This window comes from Fulvitalea axinellae (genome assembly GCF_036492835.1).
GTDB lineage: Bacteria > Bacteroidota > Bacteroidia > Cytophagales > Cyclobacteriaceae > Fulvitalea > Fulvitalea axinellae.
In genome coordinates this window covers 4,702,632-4,722,188 of record NZ_AP025314.1, presented here as the reverse complement: position 1 = coordinate 4,722,188, position 19,557 = coordinate 4,702,632, and the positions used below count along the sequence as shown (strand labels likewise).

Genomic DNA, 19,557 nt, shown 5'->3' with positions numbered 1-19,557 from the left:
GAAGTGTATTTTAGGATTGGAGGTTTCTTTGATTAATCGCAAACAGAATGTTCGGAATGTAACTTCAGGTGTGGTTTTGTACCACATGCGCCACAAAAAGATGTAGGCGGATACACGAGGGCCGGCAAAACTTCCGGCGACGTATAAATGTCGGGGTAGAGGTTTACGATACGCGCAAACAGCGCATTCGCATATACTGGGAAGGAGTATTGATGATTTGCGTAACAGTTACCACGCCTTGGGTTGGCGTTGTTTGTTGAGTAGGTAAGTTCTTCTTAGTTTTCATGACCATGACTAATTTATATTTCCTTGTTCAGGTCAGGAATTAGCACCTTAGCTGGGGCCAGGTTGCTAGAGCTTCATCGAGCCTGTCTCTCCGCTCTTCTGTATAAACCAGTGACAGCTGAACTGTAACTGATACGTTTGTGGAAACAAAAGTGGGTAATAATTGAGATATGACAAAAGATTCGCTCGATTTTTTTCAAAATTATAATTTCAAGCCCTATCGACATTTGCAAGAGATAAGGCTAAATATGGTGTCATAATTCCTGTTAGAGCTAATTTTTCCGGTTTGCTGGACATTACTTTGCGAAAAAAATTATTAAGCATAAATTCGCTAATCATTTTTTAGTGGTATTGTTTTCAACCAAAATTTATAGCGGATATGCCGGGATTCACAGGCCATTCTATAGCGGGGATATGTGCGGGCGTGGCGGTTACGGTGGCCTCGATCGAGCTGACAAAGACCAAACCGCCTGAAGGAGTGATTTTGGGCTTGACCTGTTATATCGGAAGTCTGATGCCGGATATTGATGCGAATCGGGCGGTTATCACCCGGAAATTTTTCCATTATATGGGCATTCTTATCGGGGTCTTGTGCTCGGCCATACTTTTTAAGCGATTGGAATATTACCAAGTGATGACTTTGGTATTCGGGTCCTGGGCTGTCAGCCGCTATCTGATACGCCCTGTTTTCAGCAAAATCACTACGCACCGGGGACTGTTCCATTCGGTGCCGGCCGGCTTGGTAATTTCCGGTATGGTAGGCAACCTGATCCTGTTTTTGAACGAATACAGAAAGGAGTTAAGCTTGTCGAGAATGAATAAGGACTTTATTTTACTGTCATGCGCATCATTTTTAGTCGGTTACGTCGTTCATTTATTGCTTGACGAGTCATACAGTATAGTCCGCATGAAAAGGTCTTTGGGAACGGCCTTGAAGTTCTTCGAGAAGAAGCGCTTTTCGGGGTATCTCCTTATGTACATTCTGGCGGCGATATTGTACTTGTCTATTTGGTAGGGGAAAGCCTGTTTTAAGACCATTCTTCGTAAGTGGTTGGTAGTCTAGGTTTAATCGAATTCTGGCTGATTATTTGGACAGCGTCTAAATTACTGGCGGTACAGGAGTCGGATACCCTTATTCTCCTTTTAAACAGCTATTTTTGGAGAAGGAATAGGAGCGCGTATGTTCAATAACTTTAAAGTGGTGGGGCTTTCTTTCAAAAAAGCGCCCATTGAAATCAGGGAAAAAGTGGCCTTGGACGAGGCCGGATGCAGACGTTTTGTGGGCTTCGCCAAAGAGCATTTGGGCGTGAGCGAGGTGTTTGCCATCTCTACCTGCAACAGGACGGAAATCTACTATTGCTCAGACTCTGACCTGAAGGAAGAGCTAGTGCAGTTGCTGTGTTGCGTAAAAGCCTTGGGCCACGGAAGGGAATATTCTTCGCATTTTTGGTCGATCACCGATCATCAGGAAGCTTTAAGATACCTTTTTCGCGTAGCGATGGGGCTGGAAGCAAAAGTGGTTGGCGATATCCAGATTTCGAACCAAGTGAAAAGAGCTTACCAGTGGTCTGCGGACGAGGGATGCTCCGGACCGTTGGTGCACCGCTTATTACACGCCGTTTTCTATACTAATAAAAGAGTGACGCTGGAAACAGCTTTCCGTGACGGCGGAGCCTCCGTGGCCTACGTTGCTTCGGAAATGGCTGAACGGCATGCCACGCAGTTTATACAACCCAAGATCTTGGTGCTCGGTATCGGGGAAATCGGAACGGATGTTTGCCGTAACCTGACAGGCGCCGTAAACGGAACGGTTTACGTAACCAACCGGACCTATTCCAAAGCCGAGGCGCTGGCTCAAGAGTGCGGTTTTGAGACCTGGGATTTCACCGATGTTGAAAACGCGATCAAGAGTTGCGACATTATCATCTGCTCGGTGGCCCGTGACGAGCCTTTTATCACGCAAAGCTTTGTGGCTGAGATGGATATTCCAGGCTACAAACACTTTATTGACCTTTCCGTACCGCGTAGTATTGAGCCGGAAGTGGAACAAGTTCCCGGCGCAACGCTGTACGATATCGATACGTTGGCGGCCCAGGCTGGAAAAGCCCAGCAAAAAAGAATTGAGGCTATTCCCGCCGTGGAAGCCATAATTGAAGAGTCCATTGCGGATTTCAACGAGTGGTCGAGAAACATGACCTTCTCCCCTACCATCCAACGGATGAAACAGACCTTGGAGGAAATTCGGGAAGAGTCCGTTGCCCGTTTCAAGAAAAACGCAAGCGACAAAGAAGCCGCTCTCATAGATAAGGCGACAAAGGCGATGATTCAGAAAATCATCAAGTTGCCGGTATTGCAGCTCAAAGCGGCCTGTAAACGCGACGATGCCGCAACCTTGATAGGCGCACTTAACGATTTGTTTGATTTGGAAAAAGACGTTGCCCGACAAGGACAAGAAGAAATGGCCGCAAACGGCTAACCGAATCTTTCCAGAACAAACGAAAAAGGGCTTTCACTGCAGTGGAAGCCCTTTTTCGTTGTTAAAACCGCTTGTTTTTAGAGAGACATCAACCCCTCAACTTCTTTAGCTTTTTGGTAAACCTGAATCACTTCGTCGCTTGATTTTACCCTAACCTTGGCGGTAAGCGAAACGAAGCGCCCGTTTCTGGAAGGTTTCTCAATCCACGAAACCCCTTTTAATACCTTGCCTTTCAGTTCGGCGATTTTTGCGGAGGGAACAATGAATTTGAATAAATACGGCCCTGGGAATTTGTGTTGGGCTTCGAGTTTTTCTTTGAACCTCGCTATCTGTTCTTCGTGGTCGGTACTCATATATTCCTGTAATTTAAGCTTTTCTGATCTCGTGCCACCTATGGATTGGCGCCGCAAAGAACCGCCTTTTGTATCAAACTTTCAACTATTTTTCTCGGTTAACCTGATTTAGGGGAGTATGAGGCTTGGTAAAAGACAAAACGGAAAGACTTTGTGCCCGCTAATATCCTGATAAATTTCAAATTGGTAAAAATGGTTTTTAGAGAGCGAAAAAAAGTAATAGATGTATAGATTGTCTTTACAACAGAATTAGTTGTCGATAAAAAAAGTAAATAGGTTGCGGATCTTACATGTATGGTTTGCGGATCAATACCGATTCGATTGTTTATTCGGGACCTATCAAAAAGGCAATAGATAGGATATAAATGTGATTTAATCCATATACCGCAGTTCTCGTATTTTTTCACTCTAGAACATTAGAAGGATTTTGGGAATATAAAGCCCTCAGATATAACTGCTGAAGGGGTTCGGATATCCTTGTTGGATACAAGTGGCTGAGTTGAAGCGTGATTTGAGCTGGTTATCCGAAAAGCGAATTTACACCCCTACCGGCTTTTTTTTCGAGTATTTTATAATGAGAAGAGCAACTAGAAATGTATTAAAACGTATATTTTTTTGACCTTGTAAAAACAAAAGTGAAATTAGTGGGTTCATTCTGTGGATTTGGGATAAAAAAAAGTCTTGCAATCTTACTTGAAAAGAATCAAAACATTAAATTTGCACTATTGCAATACGCCGCCATTGGGGCAATTTCAAGTTCAACCTTACTTGCTAGGACCTGGATTGCGGCTCATATAATAGAAGAGTTAAATACCTAAAACCAAGCTAACGGATATGGAAGATTATAATAAGATCATCGAGTCGTTAGGCGTAAAGTTCAAGAAGGCCAAGAACATCAAAATATTGCAACCTTTGTCGATTTCGAATTTCTACGATGTCGATAACACGATCATTATTCTAAACAAAGGCGAGATTCGTTTTGGTGAGAATAATGAGAAGGTGAAAGAAGGTCAAATCCTTTTTGTGCCTGGTGGACGCATGATGCCGATCCACTATGGTCAAGGAAAAGGCGATTCGCTGACAAACGACGATTTCATTACTCGTAAAGGTGACTATTTCAAGAGCTTCCACTATTCGGAACTTGAGGATACGGTTTCTGAAAACTACAGCTACATTACTTTCGAAGCTAAGGTTTTTGATTCGGTAAACTTCTTCAACTCGCTTGATATCCCTCCTTTCATTATCGAGAAATCGGACCGCATTACCCAGATTATGCGTACGATGCTCAAGGAAAACGTATCGGAATTGGCCGGTAGCGAGCGTGTAGTGAAGATCAACACCGAATACCTTGTGGTTGAGGTTGTTCGTTACATCATCAAGAACAGGCTCTTCGTGGAGCAATTGGCTACGAACAGCACATACTTCAAGGATCCAAGACTTATCGATATCTTCTCTTATATCAAAGAGAACCTGTCGGGTGATCTTTCAAACAAGATCTTGGCAAACGTTGCGAACGTGTCTGAGGATTATGTTGGTCAGTATTTCAAGATGTTGACGGGTATCAACCCTCAAGATTACATCGAGTACCAGCGTATGGAGAAGGCTGTAAACCTGTTGAGAACTACCAAGAAGAGTATCCGCGAAATCGGAAAAGAGGTGGGGTACAAGGATACCGCTTACTTCTGCCGTCGATTCAAGATGATGTTCGGTATCCCTGCGGGTAAGATGAGAAGAAGAGAATCACTGATGAACATCTAAGCGATTCATCTTTAAAATACATTCAGAAACCTCGGTCATCAGGCCGGGGTTTTTTTCTATGGCGTTTCCTATCACGATCATATCCGCACCGGCAATCAAGGCTTGTTGGGCTTTTTCGGCCGAGCGTATTCCGCCTCCCACAATTAACGGTAATGTCATGTCTTTGCGCACTCTTCGGATCATCTCTTCGGGTACGGGGTGTTCGGCTCCGCTTCCAGCTTCGAGGTAAACGCACTTCATGCCCAACATTTCGGAAGCCAAGGCCGTGCAGGACGCTATTTCAGGCTTGTCGGAAGGTATCGGTTCCGTATTGCTGATATAAGATACGGAGGTCTTTTTCCCAGATTCCACCAATATATAGGCCGTAGGCCAAACCTCAAGTTCGGTTTCTTTGATTATCGGCGCGGCTTTGATGTGCTGACCGATCAGGTATTCCGGATTTCGGCCAGAGACTAAAGAGAGAAAAAGCAATATATCCGCTGACGGGCAAACTTGTGTGGCGTCGCCAGGAAAAAGGACTACGGGAATGTCTGTGGTGGCTTTTATGCTCTCAACTACTTTTTTGGTGTTGTTTCTGGTCAGGAGGCTTCCGCCGACAAAGATCCAATCCACACTATTGGCATCGCAGTGCTTGGCGATGGTTATCGCCTCTTGTTCATTCCCGATTTTGTCGGGATCAATAAGTACGGCAAAAGATTTCTTCCCTTCTGATATTCGGGCTTTCCACTCCTCAAATTTACTCTTACTGTTCATCGGCTTCTTCCGTTGCGATGTCGATAGTGTTGTCTTGGTCATCGTCCATCAAGACGCTCATTAGTTTTTGCTTGGCGATGGCCAGAAGAAAAAGAGCTATTTGGTTAAGCACTGCGGCGGCCAGTTGGCTCGTGATGCTGTGTTTGGCTACGGGGACTTGCGAGTTGCTATCTTCCGGATTTTCTTCATCAGAATTTCCCGACGACAGGAGCTTGAATAAACTGTAACCTAATCCCAAAACGCCACCTATAATAAGGGCGTGCCTTCCGATGTTTCCGGCTTTTTGGCCTACGTCCTCAACCCCTTTGTTGAGCGCCAGCCTGAAAGCCGTAGCGTTGGATTCGAGTTCGGCCTCTTTAAGCCTGAATTTATTCAGCGGTTTTGTCCTTGTTGTCATTTTGGTCCTCTTCTTTTTCGTTCATCACTTCAAACACCTTGTCCATGGTACTTTGGATCAGTGATTTTCTATAATAATACAAAACGGCGACAATTAAAGCGGAAATAACGCTGAGGATAAAAAAACCGAGAGCGGTATTGTCGAGTAACTGTCCGAGGAAGAGCCCTGTGGTAAAACTGGCCAAGCCCGCAAAAAAAGTAAACGCCAGGGCGATAATCAGAGTGACCGCAAAATTGGCGACAAGCTTGCAGGCCTGTTCCTGCATTCTGACTTTGGTGAGTTCGATGCGCGCCTCCGCATAGCCGATAAGGTTTTCCGCTAATTCCTCAAGCCTGAGCCATTTGGCTATCTTTTCCTTCATTGTTCCTTGTCGCTTTTCCTTCGATTGTATTACTGTGCGGAAAACTATCCGAAAAGAACGGATTACGCAAAGAAAAGGGCTTAATTTTCGTGCCGCATATGAGCGCATATTTTTCAGAGTGATCAAAAATATGAAACGCCGTTTCAAATAATACACAATTACTGCCCGTTTGGTATTTATTCTTTTGATTTTTTATTAATTTGGAAGAGTTCAGTTACCGACAGAATAGCCTGTGCGCTTGAATGTTGTGTCTGGTCTAATTCTAATTCGGACTGTATTCCAGTCCATTTTTTCAACCCAGAACTTTTGTTTTTCGCCATGAAAAGGAGAGACATCTTAAAAACGGCCGCATTGGGCACTGCCGGCGTGCTGTCGGGCGTAGCTTGTGCGCCGGAAAAGAAACAGGAAACCGTAAAAGCGGAGGTGTTGACACCAGCAAAGCCCGCTACGCTTCCTACATACGGAAATGACCATTTCTACGAGAATGGAAAGCTTTCCGCTAAGAAAACGTTGGATGCCTATCTCGAGATGATGGAGTTCTACAATTATCCTGTAGACAAATTTTTGAGAGAGAACATGTTTATCAGTGACTTCAGCTTGGGCGATTTCGCCAACGCTGGTATGTGCGGTGTTTTCTGGCATAACAGCTTGGAGCATAACTATTTCGCTCATGAAATCTACCTTTTGCCAGGACAGATGATTGTCGAGCACTGCCATTTGCCTACCAAAATCGCCAAGGCGAAAATGGAAACTTGGCAGGTGCGTCACGGCTCAATCTACACGTTCAGCGATGACGAGGAGACCAAAGACTTGAAAGTTAAGTTGCCGGAAAGTCAGCAACCTCATATCACCGCTCGTCACTGTGTGGAAGTGAAGCGTGGGGAAATGGCTACCCTGAACCGTCTTGAGGCGAAGCACTTCATGATGGCAGGTCCGCAAGGAGCGATCGTTTCGGAGTACGCTTCTTACCACGATAACGACGGTTTGAAGTTTACGAACCCTAATGTTGTTTTCAATAACGTGCTTAGCTAAAAAGCTGTAAGGCTTTTTCAAGATAAAAAGAGACCGTCGCAAATGCGTGACGGTCTCTTTTTGTTTGATGTTTTTTCTGTTTTATAAAATTTCCAGAGCCTTGGCCATGTCCCCTTTAAAGCCTTTGGCAAGGCGGATATGCTCGAGGTGGTGCTTACCGTGCCAAGCGTATATTCCGATGTTTTCGGCTACGCTTACCGTTTGACCGTTTTCCGGATGTACGAATTCTCTGTCAAGGTCTTTGTAGCTGAGGTTTTTCAGAAGCTGTACCCATCGGGCATGCAGGCCTTTGAGGATAAAAAGTGATTCTGTCACATCCGATTCGTTGTCGGGAAGCTTGGCCCAAAGAGCTTCTTCATAGGGTTTTATGACGGGTTTGTCTTCCGTCAGGGCCAGTTTGAAGCGAATGAACGAATTCATATGACTGTCGGCACAGTGGTGGGTTAGCTGACGAATACTCCAACCGTCGGGTCTGTAACTCCATTCGAGTTGTTCCTGGCTAAGACCGATAAGCTCCTCGGTCAAGAGCATCGGGAATTTTTCGATGTCTTCAATCCACTGTTCGATATCGCTGGGAATGATCATTTCCGGGGCGTGAAAGTGTCCGATCGGAAAGCGTAAATGTTCCATTTGTGGTTCTGGTTTTGAGTTCGATTCTAAAAGTGTATCAGAATAAAAAAATGCCGGCAAATCAAGATGTTTTGCCGGCTTTCTGTTATTTCATTAGTCTAATTTTTTAGACTCTTCTAAACGCTCAACTGAGTGTCAAAAGCCTCAAGGTATTCGCCTACCCTTTTTACGAACATTCCGCCCAAGGCTCCGTCCACCACTCGGTGGTCGTAGGAATGCGAAAGAATCATCTTTTGGCGGATTCCGATCATGTCTCCGTCAGGAGTCTCGATCACTGCGGGCTTTTTCACGATCGCTCCCAGAGCCAGAATCCCCACCTGCGGTTGCATAATGATAGGCGTGCCGGAAATATTGCCGAACGAACCGATGTTGCTGACCGTATAAGTTCCGCCGGAAAGTTCGTCGGGACGAAGTTTGTTTTCGCGTGCCCTAACGGCCAAATCGTTGATAGCTTTGGTTAGGCCGGTGAGGTTGAGCCTGTCTGCGTTGCGGATTACGGGAACGATTAAGTTGCCGGAAGGCAAAGCCACGGCTATGCCGATGTTGATGTCCTTGCGCCTGATAATGTTGTCTCCGTCTACGGACACGTTCATCATCGGGAAGTCGTTCAGTGCTTTGGCTATGGCTTCGATGAAAATCGGCATAAACGTGATTTTCTCACCATGCTTTTGCGCAAACGTGTTTTTCACCTTGTTCCGCCAGTTTACGATTCCCGTAACGTCCGCTTCTACGAATGAAGTTACGTGAGGAGCGGTATGTTTGGAAGCTACCATGCGTTCGGCGATCATCTTGCGCATGCGGTCCATCTCGATGATTTCGTCGTCGCCACTTACGCTGACAGGTGCCGGAGTAAAAGTCGGTTGCGGAGTTTGTCCGTTCGAGACGTTTGTCGCCGGTTTCGCTACCTCCTGTGTTGTGGCTCCCGCAGTTCTGTTTTCCAGATAAGCGAGAATATCGGCTTTTGTAACTCTGTTGTCACGTCCTGAGCCAGGAATGTTCGCAAGTTCTTCGCTCGAGATATTCTCGGTTTTAGCGATAGTGCGGACCAATGGCGAATAGAAACGGTTGTCTCCAGAAGCGGTTTCTCCGGTTGCTGTCGGTGCGCTAGGGCTTTGAGTCTCTGTCTGAGGTGCTTGCGGAGCGGTCTCAGTTTCGGTCTCGGCTGTAGCCGGAGCTTCAGTCGGTTCCTCACCTTCTCCCTCAATTTCAATCAGGGCGAGAGCCTGGCCGACTTTCGCCACTTCGCCCTCTTTTACGAGAATCTTGTGGATTACGCCTTCGTGGACGGAAGGGACTTCGGTGTCCACCTTGTCTGTCGCCACTTCGAGTGCTGACTCGTCTTCAGAGATCGGGTCTCCTTCGTTCTTTAGCCAGCCCAAAACGGTGGCTTCGAACACACTCTCGCCCAAACTGGGCATCAACATTTCTATGATTGCCATATCGAAAGCGTTTTATAGCTTGGTGTGATAATCTAAACAAGATCTGCCCTTGGAAAATTGTGTGCTCGGGCAAAACATTCAAAAAAATAACAAATTTCGGTCTAACCGGCAAAAAAGGCCCGGCCAGATACCGGTGCCATTTCGTTTTTTGGCGAATACAACCTTGATGAAAATGGGGTTGTATTGCATAATTTCATTATGATACACAATTGTTTTTCGCTTTGTTCTAGATAAATATTCGGAGAATATTCAAAAAGCGAAATAATGTTTTGAATTCACAAAATACTGGGAATCAGAATTTCTGGATCAAAACGGTGGCGTAAGCCGATACGCCTTCTTGCCTACCTACAAAGCCCAGTTTTTCGGTTGTGGTGGCTTTGATGGACACGTCATCGGTGTCGATTCCCATTACTTCGGCCAAGCACTTTTTCATTTCTGATATGTGCGGATTTACTTTCGGAAGCTGAAGGCAAACGGTAGAGTCGATGTTGCCGATTTCGTAGCCTTTTTCCCTGATCAGCGCAACGACGTCTTTCAGTAGAATCTTGCTGTCTATACCTTTGAATTTCGGGTCGGTATCGGCGAAATGGTATCCGATGTCCCGCATGTTGGCCGCGCCCAGAAGGGCATCGCAGATTACGTGGATCAGCACATCGGCGTCTGAGTGGCCAACGGCGCCCTTGGTGTGTTCCAATTTGATTCCGCCGAGCCAAAATTCTTCACCTTCTTTTAATTGGTGCACGTCATAACCGAAGCCGACTCTGATTTTCATAACACTATTTTTTGGTATTTCTAATGCTTATTTTTGTGTCAAAGTCATTCCAACATGATTTTTGGAGATATGACAGCGATTTTGTTCCACCTTTTTTGACGGCGATGAAGAAAATTAATTTTTCCGAAATAGAAAAGTTTTTCACCAAAGACATTTGGGTTTCGAAATTCAGCGGGTTATCCCGTCCAATGCTGATTGGGTTACGAGTTTTGAGGATTGTTTGGCTGGCGGTGAAGGGCTTTTTCGAAGACCGATGCATGTTGCAGGCTTCGGGCCTTACGTATTATACTCTGCTGTCGGTGGTGCCGGTTCTGGCCTTGGCTTTCGCGATAGCGAAAGGCTTCGGTTATGATCAGGTGCTTGAACGCGAGATTCTTAGCGGACTTGAGGGGCACGAGCAGGTTGCCAAACAGGCGTTGGAATTTGCTCGAAGTATGTTGAAAAATACGAAAGGGGGGCCGTTGGCTGTGGTTGGTATTGTCGTTCTTCTTTATTCTACAATGAGCCTGTTGTTTAATATTGAGGAGGCAGTCAACGATATCTGGGATCTGAGAGTGTCCAGACCTTTGAACCGAAAGCTTACTGATTATTTGACGATTTTGATATCGACTCCTCTTCTGGTGATAATAGCGGGGAGTATGACCGTATATATAAGTGGCGAGGTTGAGAATGTGGCGTCAAAATACGAGTTGTTGCGTTTTGCGCAACCTCTTATATATAAGTCTTTGAAACTCACATCTGTGGGGCTTTTGTGGATAGCGTTTACGATGCTGTTTTATATAATGCCGTATACGAAGGTGAGTATCAGGGCCGCTTTTATATCTGGCGCCGTGACCGGAACCGCTTTTCATCTGTTGCAGTGGGGGTTGATTGCTTTCCAGATCGGAGTGGCCCGATATAACGCTATTTACGGCAGTTTTGCCGCTTTGCCATTATTTCTCCTTTGGTTGCAGTTGAGTTGGAGTGTGATACTTTTTGGGGCGGAACTGGCTTACGCTATTCAGCATGTACGTTTGTTTACTTTTTCCAAAGGAGACCTGAAGCTTAGTGTCAGGGACAGGCACGTTATGTTCGTGGCTGTTTGCCGTTTTGTCGTTTTACGCTTTATGGAAGATGGAAAGGCCCCGACCGCTTCGGATATTAGTAGGAAACTGCAATTGCCTTTGCTGTACGTCCAGCGTTCGTTGGGTTCTCTGGTGAGTTCGGGTTTGCTGTCGGTGGTGAAAGTCAATTATGCGGAAGCTCCCGCTTATCAGCCGGCTTTGGATCCAAACAAAATCACACTCGCTTACGCTTTGGAAAAAATGGACGATTACGGCAAAATAACGGTGGATTTCCCGAAGGGTAAAGATATCGTAACGGTGAGGGAATATATGGACGGGTTGAATGAGCTGTTCAGAGAAAGTGATCGTAATAAGTTGTTGCACGAATTGTAAACAGTTTATCCACAGCTTTGGTGGATAAGTTTCTTTCATGTGGATAAGTTATACACAATTGTGGCGGAATTTTCCTCAATAGAAATTTTCACGGGTCATTTTCGCGTTTTTTTAAAGCAAAACCTCCGAATTTGAGCTTGGTGATTAAATAGTTATAGACATTCTGTGGATTTATTTTCCACAGTGTGGATAAGTCGTGTGGATAAGTGGCTAGTGTTGGGCTTCGGGCCCTAAGCCGGGCATTAGAAAAAGGACTCCTTTGATCACCATTTCCACAGCGATCGAGGTAAGTAGTATTCCCATTATCCTTACGATTATGTTCATGCCTGTTTTTCCGAGGAATTTGTAGATATGTCCCGAAAACCGGAGACAGAGCCAAATTATAACTGCCACTCCTAGGCAGGCTATGCTCATAACGCCTTTTTCCAGCAGAGTCGGCATTTTGTGGCTGGAGACGATTATGGACGTGATGGCGGCGGGGCCTACGGTTAGTGGTATGGATACGGGGACAATAGCGATATCCTCACGGCCAGAGGCTTCGTCGTTTTCGTGTTCGGTATGTTGGACGGAGCTGGTTCGGGTATGGAGCATATCTACGCCCATAATTCCTAAGATGATACCGCCGGCCACTTCGAATGCGTGTATGTTGATGTTGAAAAGTTGGAGGACTCCGGAGCCAGTCCAGACGGACAGAAGCAAGAGGCAAAAGATTGCCAGTCCAGCCGTTCGGGCTATGCAGTTTCGTTCTGTTTGAGTCCTCTCGTTGGTTAGGCTGGCGAAAATCGCTGTACTGCCGATAGGGTTTGTAATGGAAAGTAAGCCTATCGCGAAAGTGATATAATCACTCATGTTCGGTTATTTCTGGTTCGTAACGTTTCCTAGGTTTCATAATCCGTGCCGTATGGCCGTTTCCCGATAGGTGTTTCGGAATAAATAAGCGGTGGTGTTTATAATTTTCTTCATTGGGTGGTTTTGTTAACGATTGAGGGTAGTTTGGGAGTTTTTGAGTGCGATGTAGCGCTTGTGTTAAGGTATCAAGTAGTTTTCAATAAAGGCCCTCGCTGTTTCATCTCTCAAAAGTTTAAGGCCATCGGTCAGAAACTGTGTTTTGTTGTTCGAGTGTTGTTTTTTGTATTATTGACACCCATTTTCGACTATTTTGAACAAGTTGAGAAAGGTAATGAAGTTGATTTGTAATATGTTTTCGGACATAACGAGGTGAAAGGCAAAAGAGCGAGGGGTTTTTGAATGAAGGGGTAGTGCGATATTGCTATCATAAAAAATTAAAGAAAATCAGGCAATGTTGAGCATTACGGAAGATACTGCGGTAGACCAAGCGTTCAGTTTGCGACGAGTGGAATATGAGGTTGGGAAAGAGGTCTCGAGAGCTACCGATTACCATAAGATAATTTTTTTGGAACAGGCGGACGGTTTCTACTATGAGGAAGGAAATCGCAAGCTATTGTCAGCGCCGGGCGTCTACTGGCTAAAGCCCGGAGAGGCTTTGGATTGGGAGTTTACCGGAAGCGGGCGTGGCGTGGAGCTGACTGTATCCGATGATTGGGTTTCGCAAGAAGGCGAAGAGCATGAAACGGCTCTTGGCCGTATTTTGGAGCTTCGGCACGTTGTGTTGGAAGCCGATACTTGGGGTGAGCTTGACGGACTGTTGGCCGAGCTTGAAAAAGAGTTTTCGTTAATTGACTTTGGTTCAGTTTCTTGTGCCCGTCACCTGTTTTGGGCTTTGGTTTTCCGGGTTTGTGGTCTTCTGGATAAAGTTAAACGGGAAGAGCAAACGGGACCTCCGGCGTTGAATCTTGTCCGTCGTTTTCAGGGATTGATAGGCGAACGCTTCTTGGATTACCAGAAAGTGCGGGAATATGCGGTGATGTTGGGAATCACGCCCCAATACTTGAACGAGATTAGCCAGAAAGGTTTGGGGATGACAGCCAGCGAGGCAATTCGCCAGCGTTTGTTGACCGAGTCAAAGTGGATGTTGCTTTATTCGGACATGCACGTATCGGACATCGCCTCAAGTCTGGGATTCAGCGATACATCTCATTTCGGTAAATTCTTCAAGGGGTACGAGGTGTTGACTCCTACCGCTTATCGCAAAGGTTTTTTGACAAAATAAAAGGCCTATGGCGAATTGGTACGGTGCTGTGAGTGCTTAGTCAATAATAAACGTAAACAAAACAGGCTGTCTCGAATTAATGGGACAGCCTGTTTTGTTTAATTATGTGCAAGAGCTTAGTCGTACAAAGGGAAATCCTTCATAAGGGCGTTAACCTCTTTTCTTGTCTCTTCGATTACGGCTTCGTCTTCGTTATTCATCAACACTTTGTCGATCAAATCAACGATTGTGGCCATATCGGCTTCCTTCATACCACGTGTGGTGACGGCGGCCGTACCTACACGCATACCTGAAGTAACGAAAGGCGACTTATCGTCAAACGGCACCATGTTTTTGTTGATGGTGATGTCGGCTTTTACCAACGTGTTCTCGGCGAGTTTACCGGTGAGGCCTTTCGAACGAAGGTCGATCAGCATCATGTGGTTGTCCGTTCCGCCAGAGATGATGTCGTAACCTTTAGCGACGAAAGCCTTGGCCATAGCCTGCGCATTGGCGCGGACTTGCTTGGCGTATTCGGCGTACTCGTCAGTCAAAGCTTCGCCGAAGGCGATGGCTTTACCGGCGATAACGTGTTCCAAAGGACCGCCTTGGGTGCCCGGGAATACCGCGCCGTCCAAAACCTGCGAAAGTTTCTTGATTACTCCTTTTGGAGTCTTGTAGCCCATCGGGTTTTCGATGTCGTGGCGCAACATGATCAAACCGCCGCGTGGTCCGCGAAGGGTTTTGTGCGTAGTGGTTGTCACGATGTGGCAATGCTCCAACGGGTCGTTAAGCAAACCTTTGGCGATCAGTCCGGCGGGGTGCGAGATGTCGGCCAACAACAGGGCTCCAACTTCGTCGGCCGCTTCGCGGAGACGTTTGTAGTCCCAGTCGCGGCTGTAGGCCGAGGCGCCACAGATGATGAGCTTAGGCTTTACCTCGCGGGCTTTTTCGGCAACTTTTTCCCAGTCGATAAGTCCGGTCTCTTTTTCCACGCCGTAGAAATGCGGTTCGTAGAGTTTTCCGGAGAAGTTTACGGTGGATCCGTGCGTAAGGTGTCCGCCGTGCGAAAGGTCAAAGCCGAGGATCTTGTCGCCGGCCTCAAGAACGCCGAGCATAACCGAGGCGTTGGCCTGCGCGCCAGAGTGCGGCTGTACGTTGGCCCAAGTCGCGCCGAAGAGTTCCTTGACGCGGTCGATGGCGATTTGCTCTACTTGGTCTACAACCTGGCAACCGCCGTAATAACGCTTGTTCGGGAGCCCTTCAGCGTATTTGTTCGTCAAAACGCTTCCTTGGGCCTCCATCACTTGTTTCGAAGTGAAATTTTCCGAGGCGATCAGTTCGATTCCTTCTTCCTGTCTGCGGGCCTCTTGAGAGATCAGTTCAAATACTTGCGTGTCTCTTTGCATGGTTTGATGTGGAGTTATCGGTTGGTTCAACCCACCCTTTTTGGTCTGTGCGGCGCCAGTGGCCGGCCGGAAATTATGGGTTCCGGGCGGTCTTTCGCCTTATTCAATTAAAATTTGTTCTTCTTTTTCGCTGAAATCCGCCGACTTGATGTCGAGCCTCATTTCAAATTGGTTCACCGTATTGCTAAATCCGGCTTTTTGGATCCACTCGATTTTCTCATTTAGGCGAGAATCTATATTAATGGCCCTAAGGCTTCCTTGCGCCACTTTCGAAATGCCTTGGAACAGCAAAGGCCAGCTTTCCGGCTTTTGGTCCAGCAAATCAAATTGAGCGAGATCGTTGAGTTCTTTATTAATGATAAATAGGCGCGGGCTTGGTCGTCCGCAAAAATCTGAAAATATCGATACCCGCCTCTTTTAATAGTGTCCGAACCAAAATTCCAAGCTAGAAACTTCTGATTCGGAAGCGAGTCCCAGCCGATTTCGCTATCGGAATACTCCTTTATAATAATGTCGGAATCTTGGGGAAGGCTTATTTTCCCTGAAAAACAAAGCAATTCCTTGCTGATGGAGAATCCCGTTTTCTCATAAGATTTCAGCGCGGCAGTATTTTCCTGTATCACTTCCAGAATAATCCGGGAGCAACCTTGCTTTCGCAAATCGGATACGGCGTGGGAATAGATTTTCCGCAAAGCGCCTTTGCCGCGATATTCCGGCAATACTCCGGAGCCTACGTTATAAGCTGTCAAATCGCCCGGTTTTCCGCCTGTTCCGTGCAGTGAAAAGCCCACGAGTCGGTTTCCATCGAATAAACCGTAAGACGTTTCCAGGCGGACATTGGCTTTTCGCCAGCGTTCTTTATAGTAGCCGGGGTCGGTTGGCATTTTCACAAAATACCCGTCGAATGCCTTCAGGAAGCAATCTACCAGCGAATCGTGGTCGATGCCATACAAGTTTCTCACGGTTGTCATGACGGCGGGCTTGAATTGTAACCGTCCAAAATTACAGATTGGAGTCCAAAATCACCTTCACTTGGGTCGAAATATTTTTACAAAAAAATAATTAGGTTCAAAAAGGGGGTGGGATAATCGGAAAAGGTGAAAAAGCTTGTAGCGCAGGATGTTTTTCGGGAAAACCCGGAAAACAACAAATGTTATTTCCCGGGTTTTGGTATCGAAACCCCTTAGATTTTTGACCATTTGGAGATTTCCACGCTCTCGATCAGTTCCTCTTTTTTAGCGAAAAAGGCTTTGAGGTGCTCGCTTTCCATGTGTCTTTCCCAGTCTTCGGTAGTGGACCAAGTCTCGAAGAAAAGGAAAACGCCTTCTTCTTCCAGAGATTCGTGAAGGTCATAGCATTCGCATCCTTTTTCGGCCCTCGTAGGTTCCACGAGTCCTTCCAAAGTCTTCTTAGCTTCTTCTGTTTTGCCGGTTTTGGCGGTGATTTTGGCCACCAGTGTCAACGCTTTCATACGTTTGGTTTTAATTTTTAAAAAATATGAGATTCAAGAAAGACGAATATAAGCTTTTATCGGAGATCCGGCCACATGTCCGGTTTAATGGTAAAGCCATCGTAATGGACGGGATAGCAAGCTTTTCGGCAACTTTTTCGTAATGCCTTGATTATAATAAGATTAAAATGTTGTTTGGTTGCTCGCAAAAGCCTTACCTTTGCGAATCTTTACAGTTGTAGGACAGAGGGACGGGTTCCCTCGACTAAAATGTTAAATAATGGCAGTAAAAATCAGATTGGCGCGTCGTGGACGCAAGAAGTTGGCTATTTACGATGTAATCGTAGCGGACTCAAGATCACCCCGTGACGGTAAATTCATCGAGAAGTTGGGTATCTACAACCCTAACACCAACCCTGCAACCGTTGACATCAACGTTGACAAAGCTTTCGACTGGGTTATGAAAGGCGCTCAGCCTACAGATACAGCTCGTACGCTGTTGTCATACCGCGGTGTAATGCTCAAGAAACACCTGCAGATCGGCGTAGCCAAAGGCGCTATCACTCAGGAGCAGGCTGATGCCCGTTTCGCGGAGTGGTTGTCTAACAAAGAGGCTAAGATCGAAGGAAAAGAGGCTTCTTTGGCTAAAGCAGCTGACGCTGAGGCTAAAGCGAAACTTGACGCTGAGGCTAAAGTTAACGCTGACCGTCTTGCCGCTATCAAGAAGAGGGAAGAAGAAGCCGCAGCCGCCGAGGCCGCCGCTAACGCTCCTGCTGAAGAAGAAGGCGAAGACGAAGCTCCAGCTGAGGAGTCAGCTGAGTAATCACCTTAAAGTAGTGTAAGGTCATGCGACAAGAAGAGTGTTATCAATTAGGTTACATTGAAAAAAGGCATGGCTTGCATGGAGAGGTGACGATTACCCTTGACGTGGATAATCCCGCGGAATACGACGAGATGGATTCGCTCTTCTTGCGGATCGGAAATCAGTTGGTTCCGTATTTTATAGAAAGCCTTAGGCCGAAGCCCGGCAAAAAGATGGTGGCGAAGTTCGAGGGCGTTGATACGCCGGAACAAGCCGACGGGCTACAGGGCTCCGAATTGTTTCTTCCGCTTACCTGTCTGCCAGAATTGGAAGACGGGCAGTTTTACTACCATGAGGTTATCGGCTTCAGCGTAGTGGACAAAACGGAAGGCCAACTTGGAACTGTAAACCAAATCTTGGACGGCGGGCCGCAAACTCTGATGGAGATGGAGTACAAAGGGGTGGAAATTCTCATCCCGATGGACAAAGACATCGTTATCAGAGCGGACAAGGCGAAAAAAGAGGTGCAGGTCGATTTGCCGGAAGGTTTGCTCGACGTGTACTTGGGAGAGGATTAAGTGAGGAACGCTATTATATGAGAATCGATATTATAACGGTTCTTCCGGAATTGCTTCAAGGTCCTTTTGATCATTCGATCGTAAAAAGGGCAAGGGACAAAGGCTTGGTGGAAATAGTGGTGCATAACTTGCGCGACTATACCAAAAACAAGCACAGAAAAGTGGATGACTACGCCTTCGGTGGCGGTGCGGGCATGGTCCTGCAAGTGCAGCCGATAGCCGACTGTATTCGCAAGCTGAAAAGCGAGCGCGATTACGCCGAGGTCATTTACATGAGTCCTGACGGGGAACGCTTTTCACAACCGATAGCCAACGAGTTGGCGATGAAGGGAGACCTCATCATACTCTGCGGTCATTACAAAGGTGTGGACGAGCGGGTTCGGGAACACTTCATCACCAGGGAAATAAGCTTGGGCGATTATGTGCTTTCCGGAGGCGAACTGGGCGCGGCGGTAGTAACCGACGCCTTGGTGAGGCTTCTTCCCGGAGCTATTTCAGACGAGACTTCGGCGCTTACAGACTCGTTTCAGGACGGGCTTGTGGCTCCTCCGGTTTATTCCAGACCAGCCGAATACGAAGGCTGGAAGGTTCCGGACGTGTTGCTGTCAGGGCATGCGGCGAATATCGAAAAGTGGCGTTTTGAACAAGCCGTGAAACGAACCAAGGAACGTCGCCCCGAAATGTTGGGTGATTAAGGTCCGCGCCCGTCGCGGTTTCCGGCAGTGATGCTGGAGTGAAAATTGAGTAAAAACGATTGTAGTATATTGTCTCACGAGTTGGGGCGAAAATCAGCAAGAAAATGAGCGATCTGATCAGATTCATCGAATCAGAGAACGACGAACACAGAGCCTCTTTGCCTGAGTTCAAAGCCGGTGATACGGTTAACGTTCACTTTAAAATTAAAGAAGGTAACAAGGAGCGTATCCAGCAGTACCAAGGAACCGTTCTTCAGAGAAGAAACGAAGGTTCGAACGGAGAGACTTTCACTGTACGTAAAGTTTCTAACGGTGTTGCCATCGAGCGTATCTTCCCAGTCCTTTCTCCGAACATCGCCAAAATCGAAGTTCTTAGAAAAGGTAAAGTTAGAAGAGCTCGTTTGTTCTACCTCCGCGGAAGGCAAGGAAAAGCTGCCCGTATCAGAGAGAAGAAATAATTCTTACGACATACATAAAAAGCCGGCTCTGTGGCCGGCTTTTTTGTTTTCTACGATTTCCGCCGAAGGTCCCAGTTCGGGAAACGGAACAGGTTTTTCCTCGTTTTCAACCTTCGGAAAAGAGTTTTTGCCATGGTTGATCACTGAAATATTTTTTAGTGATTTTCAGGTGAAAAATAGCTTTAAAGTAGTCTGGTAGCGGTTTTTTGATAAAATAATCACTGAAAACTTTGCTTTAGATGATGATATGACTACTTTTGCACCCGCTTAGCGAAAAACAAAGGATGGTTCCGTAGCTCAACCGGATAGAGCAACTGCCTTCTAAGCAGTAGGTTGAAGGTTCGAGTCCTTCCGGAATCACAT

21 protein-coding genes, 1 tRNA gene and 1 riboswitch are annotated in these 19,557 nt (G+C 46.4%); of the genes, 11 read left to right on the top strand and 11 right to left on the bottom strand.

The window, feature by feature from the left end:
- Positions 1 to 296 precede the first annotated feature (296 nt).
- Positions 297 to 395: riboswitch (SAM riboswitch) on the bottom strand.
- A gap of 269 nt (positions 396 to 664) precedes the next feature.
- Together AABK39_RS18495 and hemA are read left to right on the top strand one after the other, a co-directional pair.
- Positions 665 to 1,300, top strand: coding sequence for a metal-dependent hydrolase (locus AABK39_RS18495; protein ID WP_338392789.1), 636 nt, complete (start codon positions 665 to 667; stop codon positions 1,298 to 1,300).
- A gap of 165 nt (positions 1,301 to 1,465) precedes the next feature.
- The gene (hemA, locus tag AABK39_RS18490; protein WP_338392788.1) at positions 1,466 to 2,761 is read left to right on the top strand and encodes a glutamyl-tRNA reductase; all 1,296 of its coding nucleotides are present in this window, start codon (positions 1,466 to 1,468) and stop codon (positions 2,759 to 2,761) included.
- Between the two features lie 77 nt (positions 2,762 to 2,838).
- Here hemA and AABK39_RS18485 read toward each other — a convergent pair whose 3' ends face one another.
- A complete protein-coding gene (locus AABK39_RS18485; protein WP_338392787.1) occupies positions 2,839 to 3,114 on the bottom strand; it encodes a DUF493 family protein in 276 nt (91 codons plus the stop codon).
- 834 nt (positions 3,115 to 3,948) lie between these two features.
- On the opposite strand from AABK39_RS18485, the gene AABK39_RS18480 reads away from it, so the two are divergent.
- Complete coding sequence (locus tag AABK39_RS18480; RefSeq protein WP_338392786.1) at positions 3,949 to 4,872, top strand: helix-turn-helix domain-containing protein; 924 nt, start codon at positions 3,949 to 3,951, stop codon at positions 4,870 to 4,872.
- Here the strand turns inward: AABK39_RS18480 and AABK39_RS18475 are convergent.
- Genes AABK39_RS18475 through AABK39_RS18465 form a run of 3 tightly spaced genes read right to left on the bottom strand, consistent with a single transcriptional unit; the run spans position 4,855 to position 6,383 of the window.
- Positions 4,855 to 5,667: a phosphoglycerol geranylgeranyltransferase gene (locus AABK39_RS18475; RefSeq protein WP_338392785.1), complete on the bottom strand. Its 813-nt coding sequence runs from the start codon at positions 5,665 to 5,667 to the stop codon at positions 4,855 to 4,857. The genes AABK39_RS18480 and AABK39_RS18475 overlap by 18 nt on opposite strands.
- Entirely contained in the window at positions 5,615 to 6,022 is a 408-nt protein-coding gene (locus AABK39_RS18470) for a hypothetical protein (RefSeq protein ID WP_338392784.1), read from the bottom strand. Before AABK39_RS18470 ends, AABK39_RS18475 begins: the two co-directional genes overlap by 53 nt.
- Positions 5,994 to 6,383: a phage holin family protein gene (locus AABK39_RS18465; RefSeq protein ID WP_338392783.1), complete on the bottom strand. Its 390-nt coding sequence runs from the start codon at positions 6,381 to 6,383 to the stop codon at positions 5,994 to 5,996. The genes AABK39_RS18470 and AABK39_RS18465 overlap by 29 nt, the downstream gene beginning before the upstream one ends.
- A gap of 318 nt (positions 6,384 to 6,701) precedes the next feature.
- On the opposite strand from AABK39_RS18465, the gene AABK39_RS18460 reads away from it, so the two are divergent.
- Positions 6,702 to 7,415, top strand: a complete 714-nt coding sequence (locus tag AABK39_RS18460) for a cupin domain-containing protein (protein WP_338392782.1) — start codon at positions 6,702 to 6,704, stop codon at positions 7,413 to 7,415.
- Between the two features lie 81 nt (positions 7,416 to 7,496).
- Here AABK39_RS18460 and AABK39_RS18455 read toward each other — a convergent pair whose 3' ends face one another.
- The 3 genes from AABK39_RS18455 to ispF form a co-directional block, all read right to left on the bottom strand.
- The gene (locus tag AABK39_RS18455) at positions 7,497 to 8,045 is read right to left on the bottom strand and encodes a YfiT family bacillithiol transferase (protein ID WP_338392781.1); all 549 of its coding nucleotides are present in this window, start codon (positions 8,043 to 8,045) and stop codon (positions 7,497 to 7,499) included.
- 116 nt (positions 8,046 to 8,161) lie between these two features.
- On the bottom strand, positions 8,162 to 9,484 hold the full coding sequence (locus tag AABK39_RS18450) for a dihydrolipoamide acetyltransferase family protein (protein WP_338392780.1): 1,323 nt from the start codon (positions 9,482 to 9,484) through the stop codon (positions 8,162 to 8,164).
- A 292-nt stretch (positions 9,485 to 9,776) separates the two neighbouring features.
- On the bottom strand, positions 9,777 to 10,256 hold the full coding sequence (gene ispF, locus AABK39_RS18445) for a 2-C-methyl-D-erythritol 2,4-cyclodiphosphate synthase (protein WP_338392779.1): 480 nt from the start codon (positions 10,254 to 10,256) through the stop codon (positions 9,777 to 9,779).
- Between the two features lie 104 nt (positions 10,257 to 10,360).
- On the opposite strand from ispF, the gene AABK39_RS18440 reads away from it, so the two are divergent.
- A complete protein-coding gene (locus AABK39_RS18440) occupies positions 10,361 to 11,692 on the top strand; it encodes a YihY/virulence factor BrkB family protein (protein WP_338392778.1) in 1,332 nt (443 codons plus the stop codon).
- 210 nt (positions 11,693 to 11,902) lie between these two features.
- On the opposite strand, the gene AABK39_RS18435 is transcribed toward AABK39_RS18440, so the two are convergent.
- The gene (locus AABK39_RS18435; RefSeq protein WP_338392777.1) at positions 11,903 to 12,541 is read right to left on the bottom strand and encodes a MarC family protein; all 639 of its coding nucleotides are present in this window, start codon (positions 12,539 to 12,541) and stop codon (positions 11,903 to 11,905) included.
- Between the two features lie 451 nt (positions 12,542 to 12,992).
- Here AABK39_RS18435 and AABK39_RS18430 point away from each other — a divergent pair, with 451 nt between their 5' ends.
- A complete protein-coding gene (locus AABK39_RS18430) occupies positions 12,993 to 13,823 on the top strand; it encodes a helix-turn-helix domain-containing protein (RefSeq protein ID WP_338392776.1) in 831 nt (276 codons plus the stop codon).
- Between the two features lie 116 nt (positions 13,824 to 13,939).
- Here the strand turns inward: AABK39_RS18430 and AABK39_RS18425 are convergent, their stop codons facing one another.
- The 3 genes from AABK39_RS18425 to AABK39_RS18415 all read right to left on the bottom strand — a co-directional run bounded on the left by AABK39_RS18425 (position 13,940) and on the right by AABK39_RS18415 (position 16,682).
- Positions 13,940 to 15,211: a serine hydroxymethyltransferase gene (locus tag AABK39_RS18425; RefSeq protein ID WP_338392775.1), complete on the bottom strand. Its 1,272-nt coding sequence runs from the start codon at positions 15,209 to 15,211 to the stop codon at positions 13,940 to 13,942.
- A gap of 233 nt (positions 15,212 to 15,444) precedes the next feature.
- Positions 15,445 to 16,182, bottom strand: coding sequence for a GNAT family N-acetyltransferase (locus AABK39_RS18420; protein ID WP_338392774.1), 738 nt, complete (start codon positions 16,180 to 16,182; stop codon positions 15,445 to 15,447).
- Between the two features lie 212 nt (positions 16,183 to 16,394).
- Positions 16,395 to 16,682 (bottom strand): putative quinol monooxygenase, encoded by a 288-nt coding sequence (locus AABK39_RS18415; protein WP_338392773.1) that lies wholly within the window; start codon positions 16,680 to 16,682, stop codon positions 16,395 to 16,397.
- A gap of 259 nt (positions 16,683 to 16,941) precedes the next feature.
- On the opposite strand from AABK39_RS18415, the gene AABK39_RS18410 reads away from it, so the two are divergent.
- From AABK39_RS18410 to AABK39_RS18390, 5 genes are all read left to right on the top strand, one after another.
- Positions 16,942 to 17,484 (top strand): 30S ribosomal protein S16, encoded by a 543-nt coding sequence (locus AABK39_RS18410; RefSeq protein ID WP_338392772.1) that lies wholly within the window; start codon positions 16,942 to 16,944, stop codon positions 17,482 to 17,484.
- A gap of 23 nt (positions 17,485 to 17,507) precedes the next feature.
- The gene (gene rimM, locus AABK39_RS18405) at positions 17,508 to 18,041 is read left to right on the top strand and encodes a ribosome maturation factor RimM (protein WP_338392771.1); all 534 of its coding nucleotides are present in this window, start codon (positions 17,508 to 17,510) and stop codon (positions 18,039 to 18,041) included.
- A 17-nt stretch (positions 18,042 to 18,058) separates the two neighbouring features.
- Positions 18,059 to 18,736 (top strand): tRNA (guanosine(37)-N1)-methyltransferase TrmD, encoded by a 678-nt coding sequence (gene trmD, locus AABK39_RS18400; protein WP_338392770.1) that lies wholly within the window; start codon positions 18,059 to 18,061, stop codon positions 18,734 to 18,736.
- Positions 18,737 to 18,840: 104 nt separating this feature from the next.
- Positions 18,841 to 19,194, top strand: a complete 354-nt coding sequence (rplS, locus tag AABK39_RS18395; protein ID WP_338392769.1) for a 50S ribosomal protein L19 — start codon at positions 18,841 to 18,843, stop codon at positions 19,192 to 19,194.
- A gap of 286 nt (positions 19,195 to 19,480) precedes the next feature.
- A tRNA-Arg gene (locus AABK39_RS18390) sits at positions 19,481 to 19,554 on the top strand.
- The last annotated feature ends 3 nt before the right edge of the window (positions 19,555 to 19,557 follow it).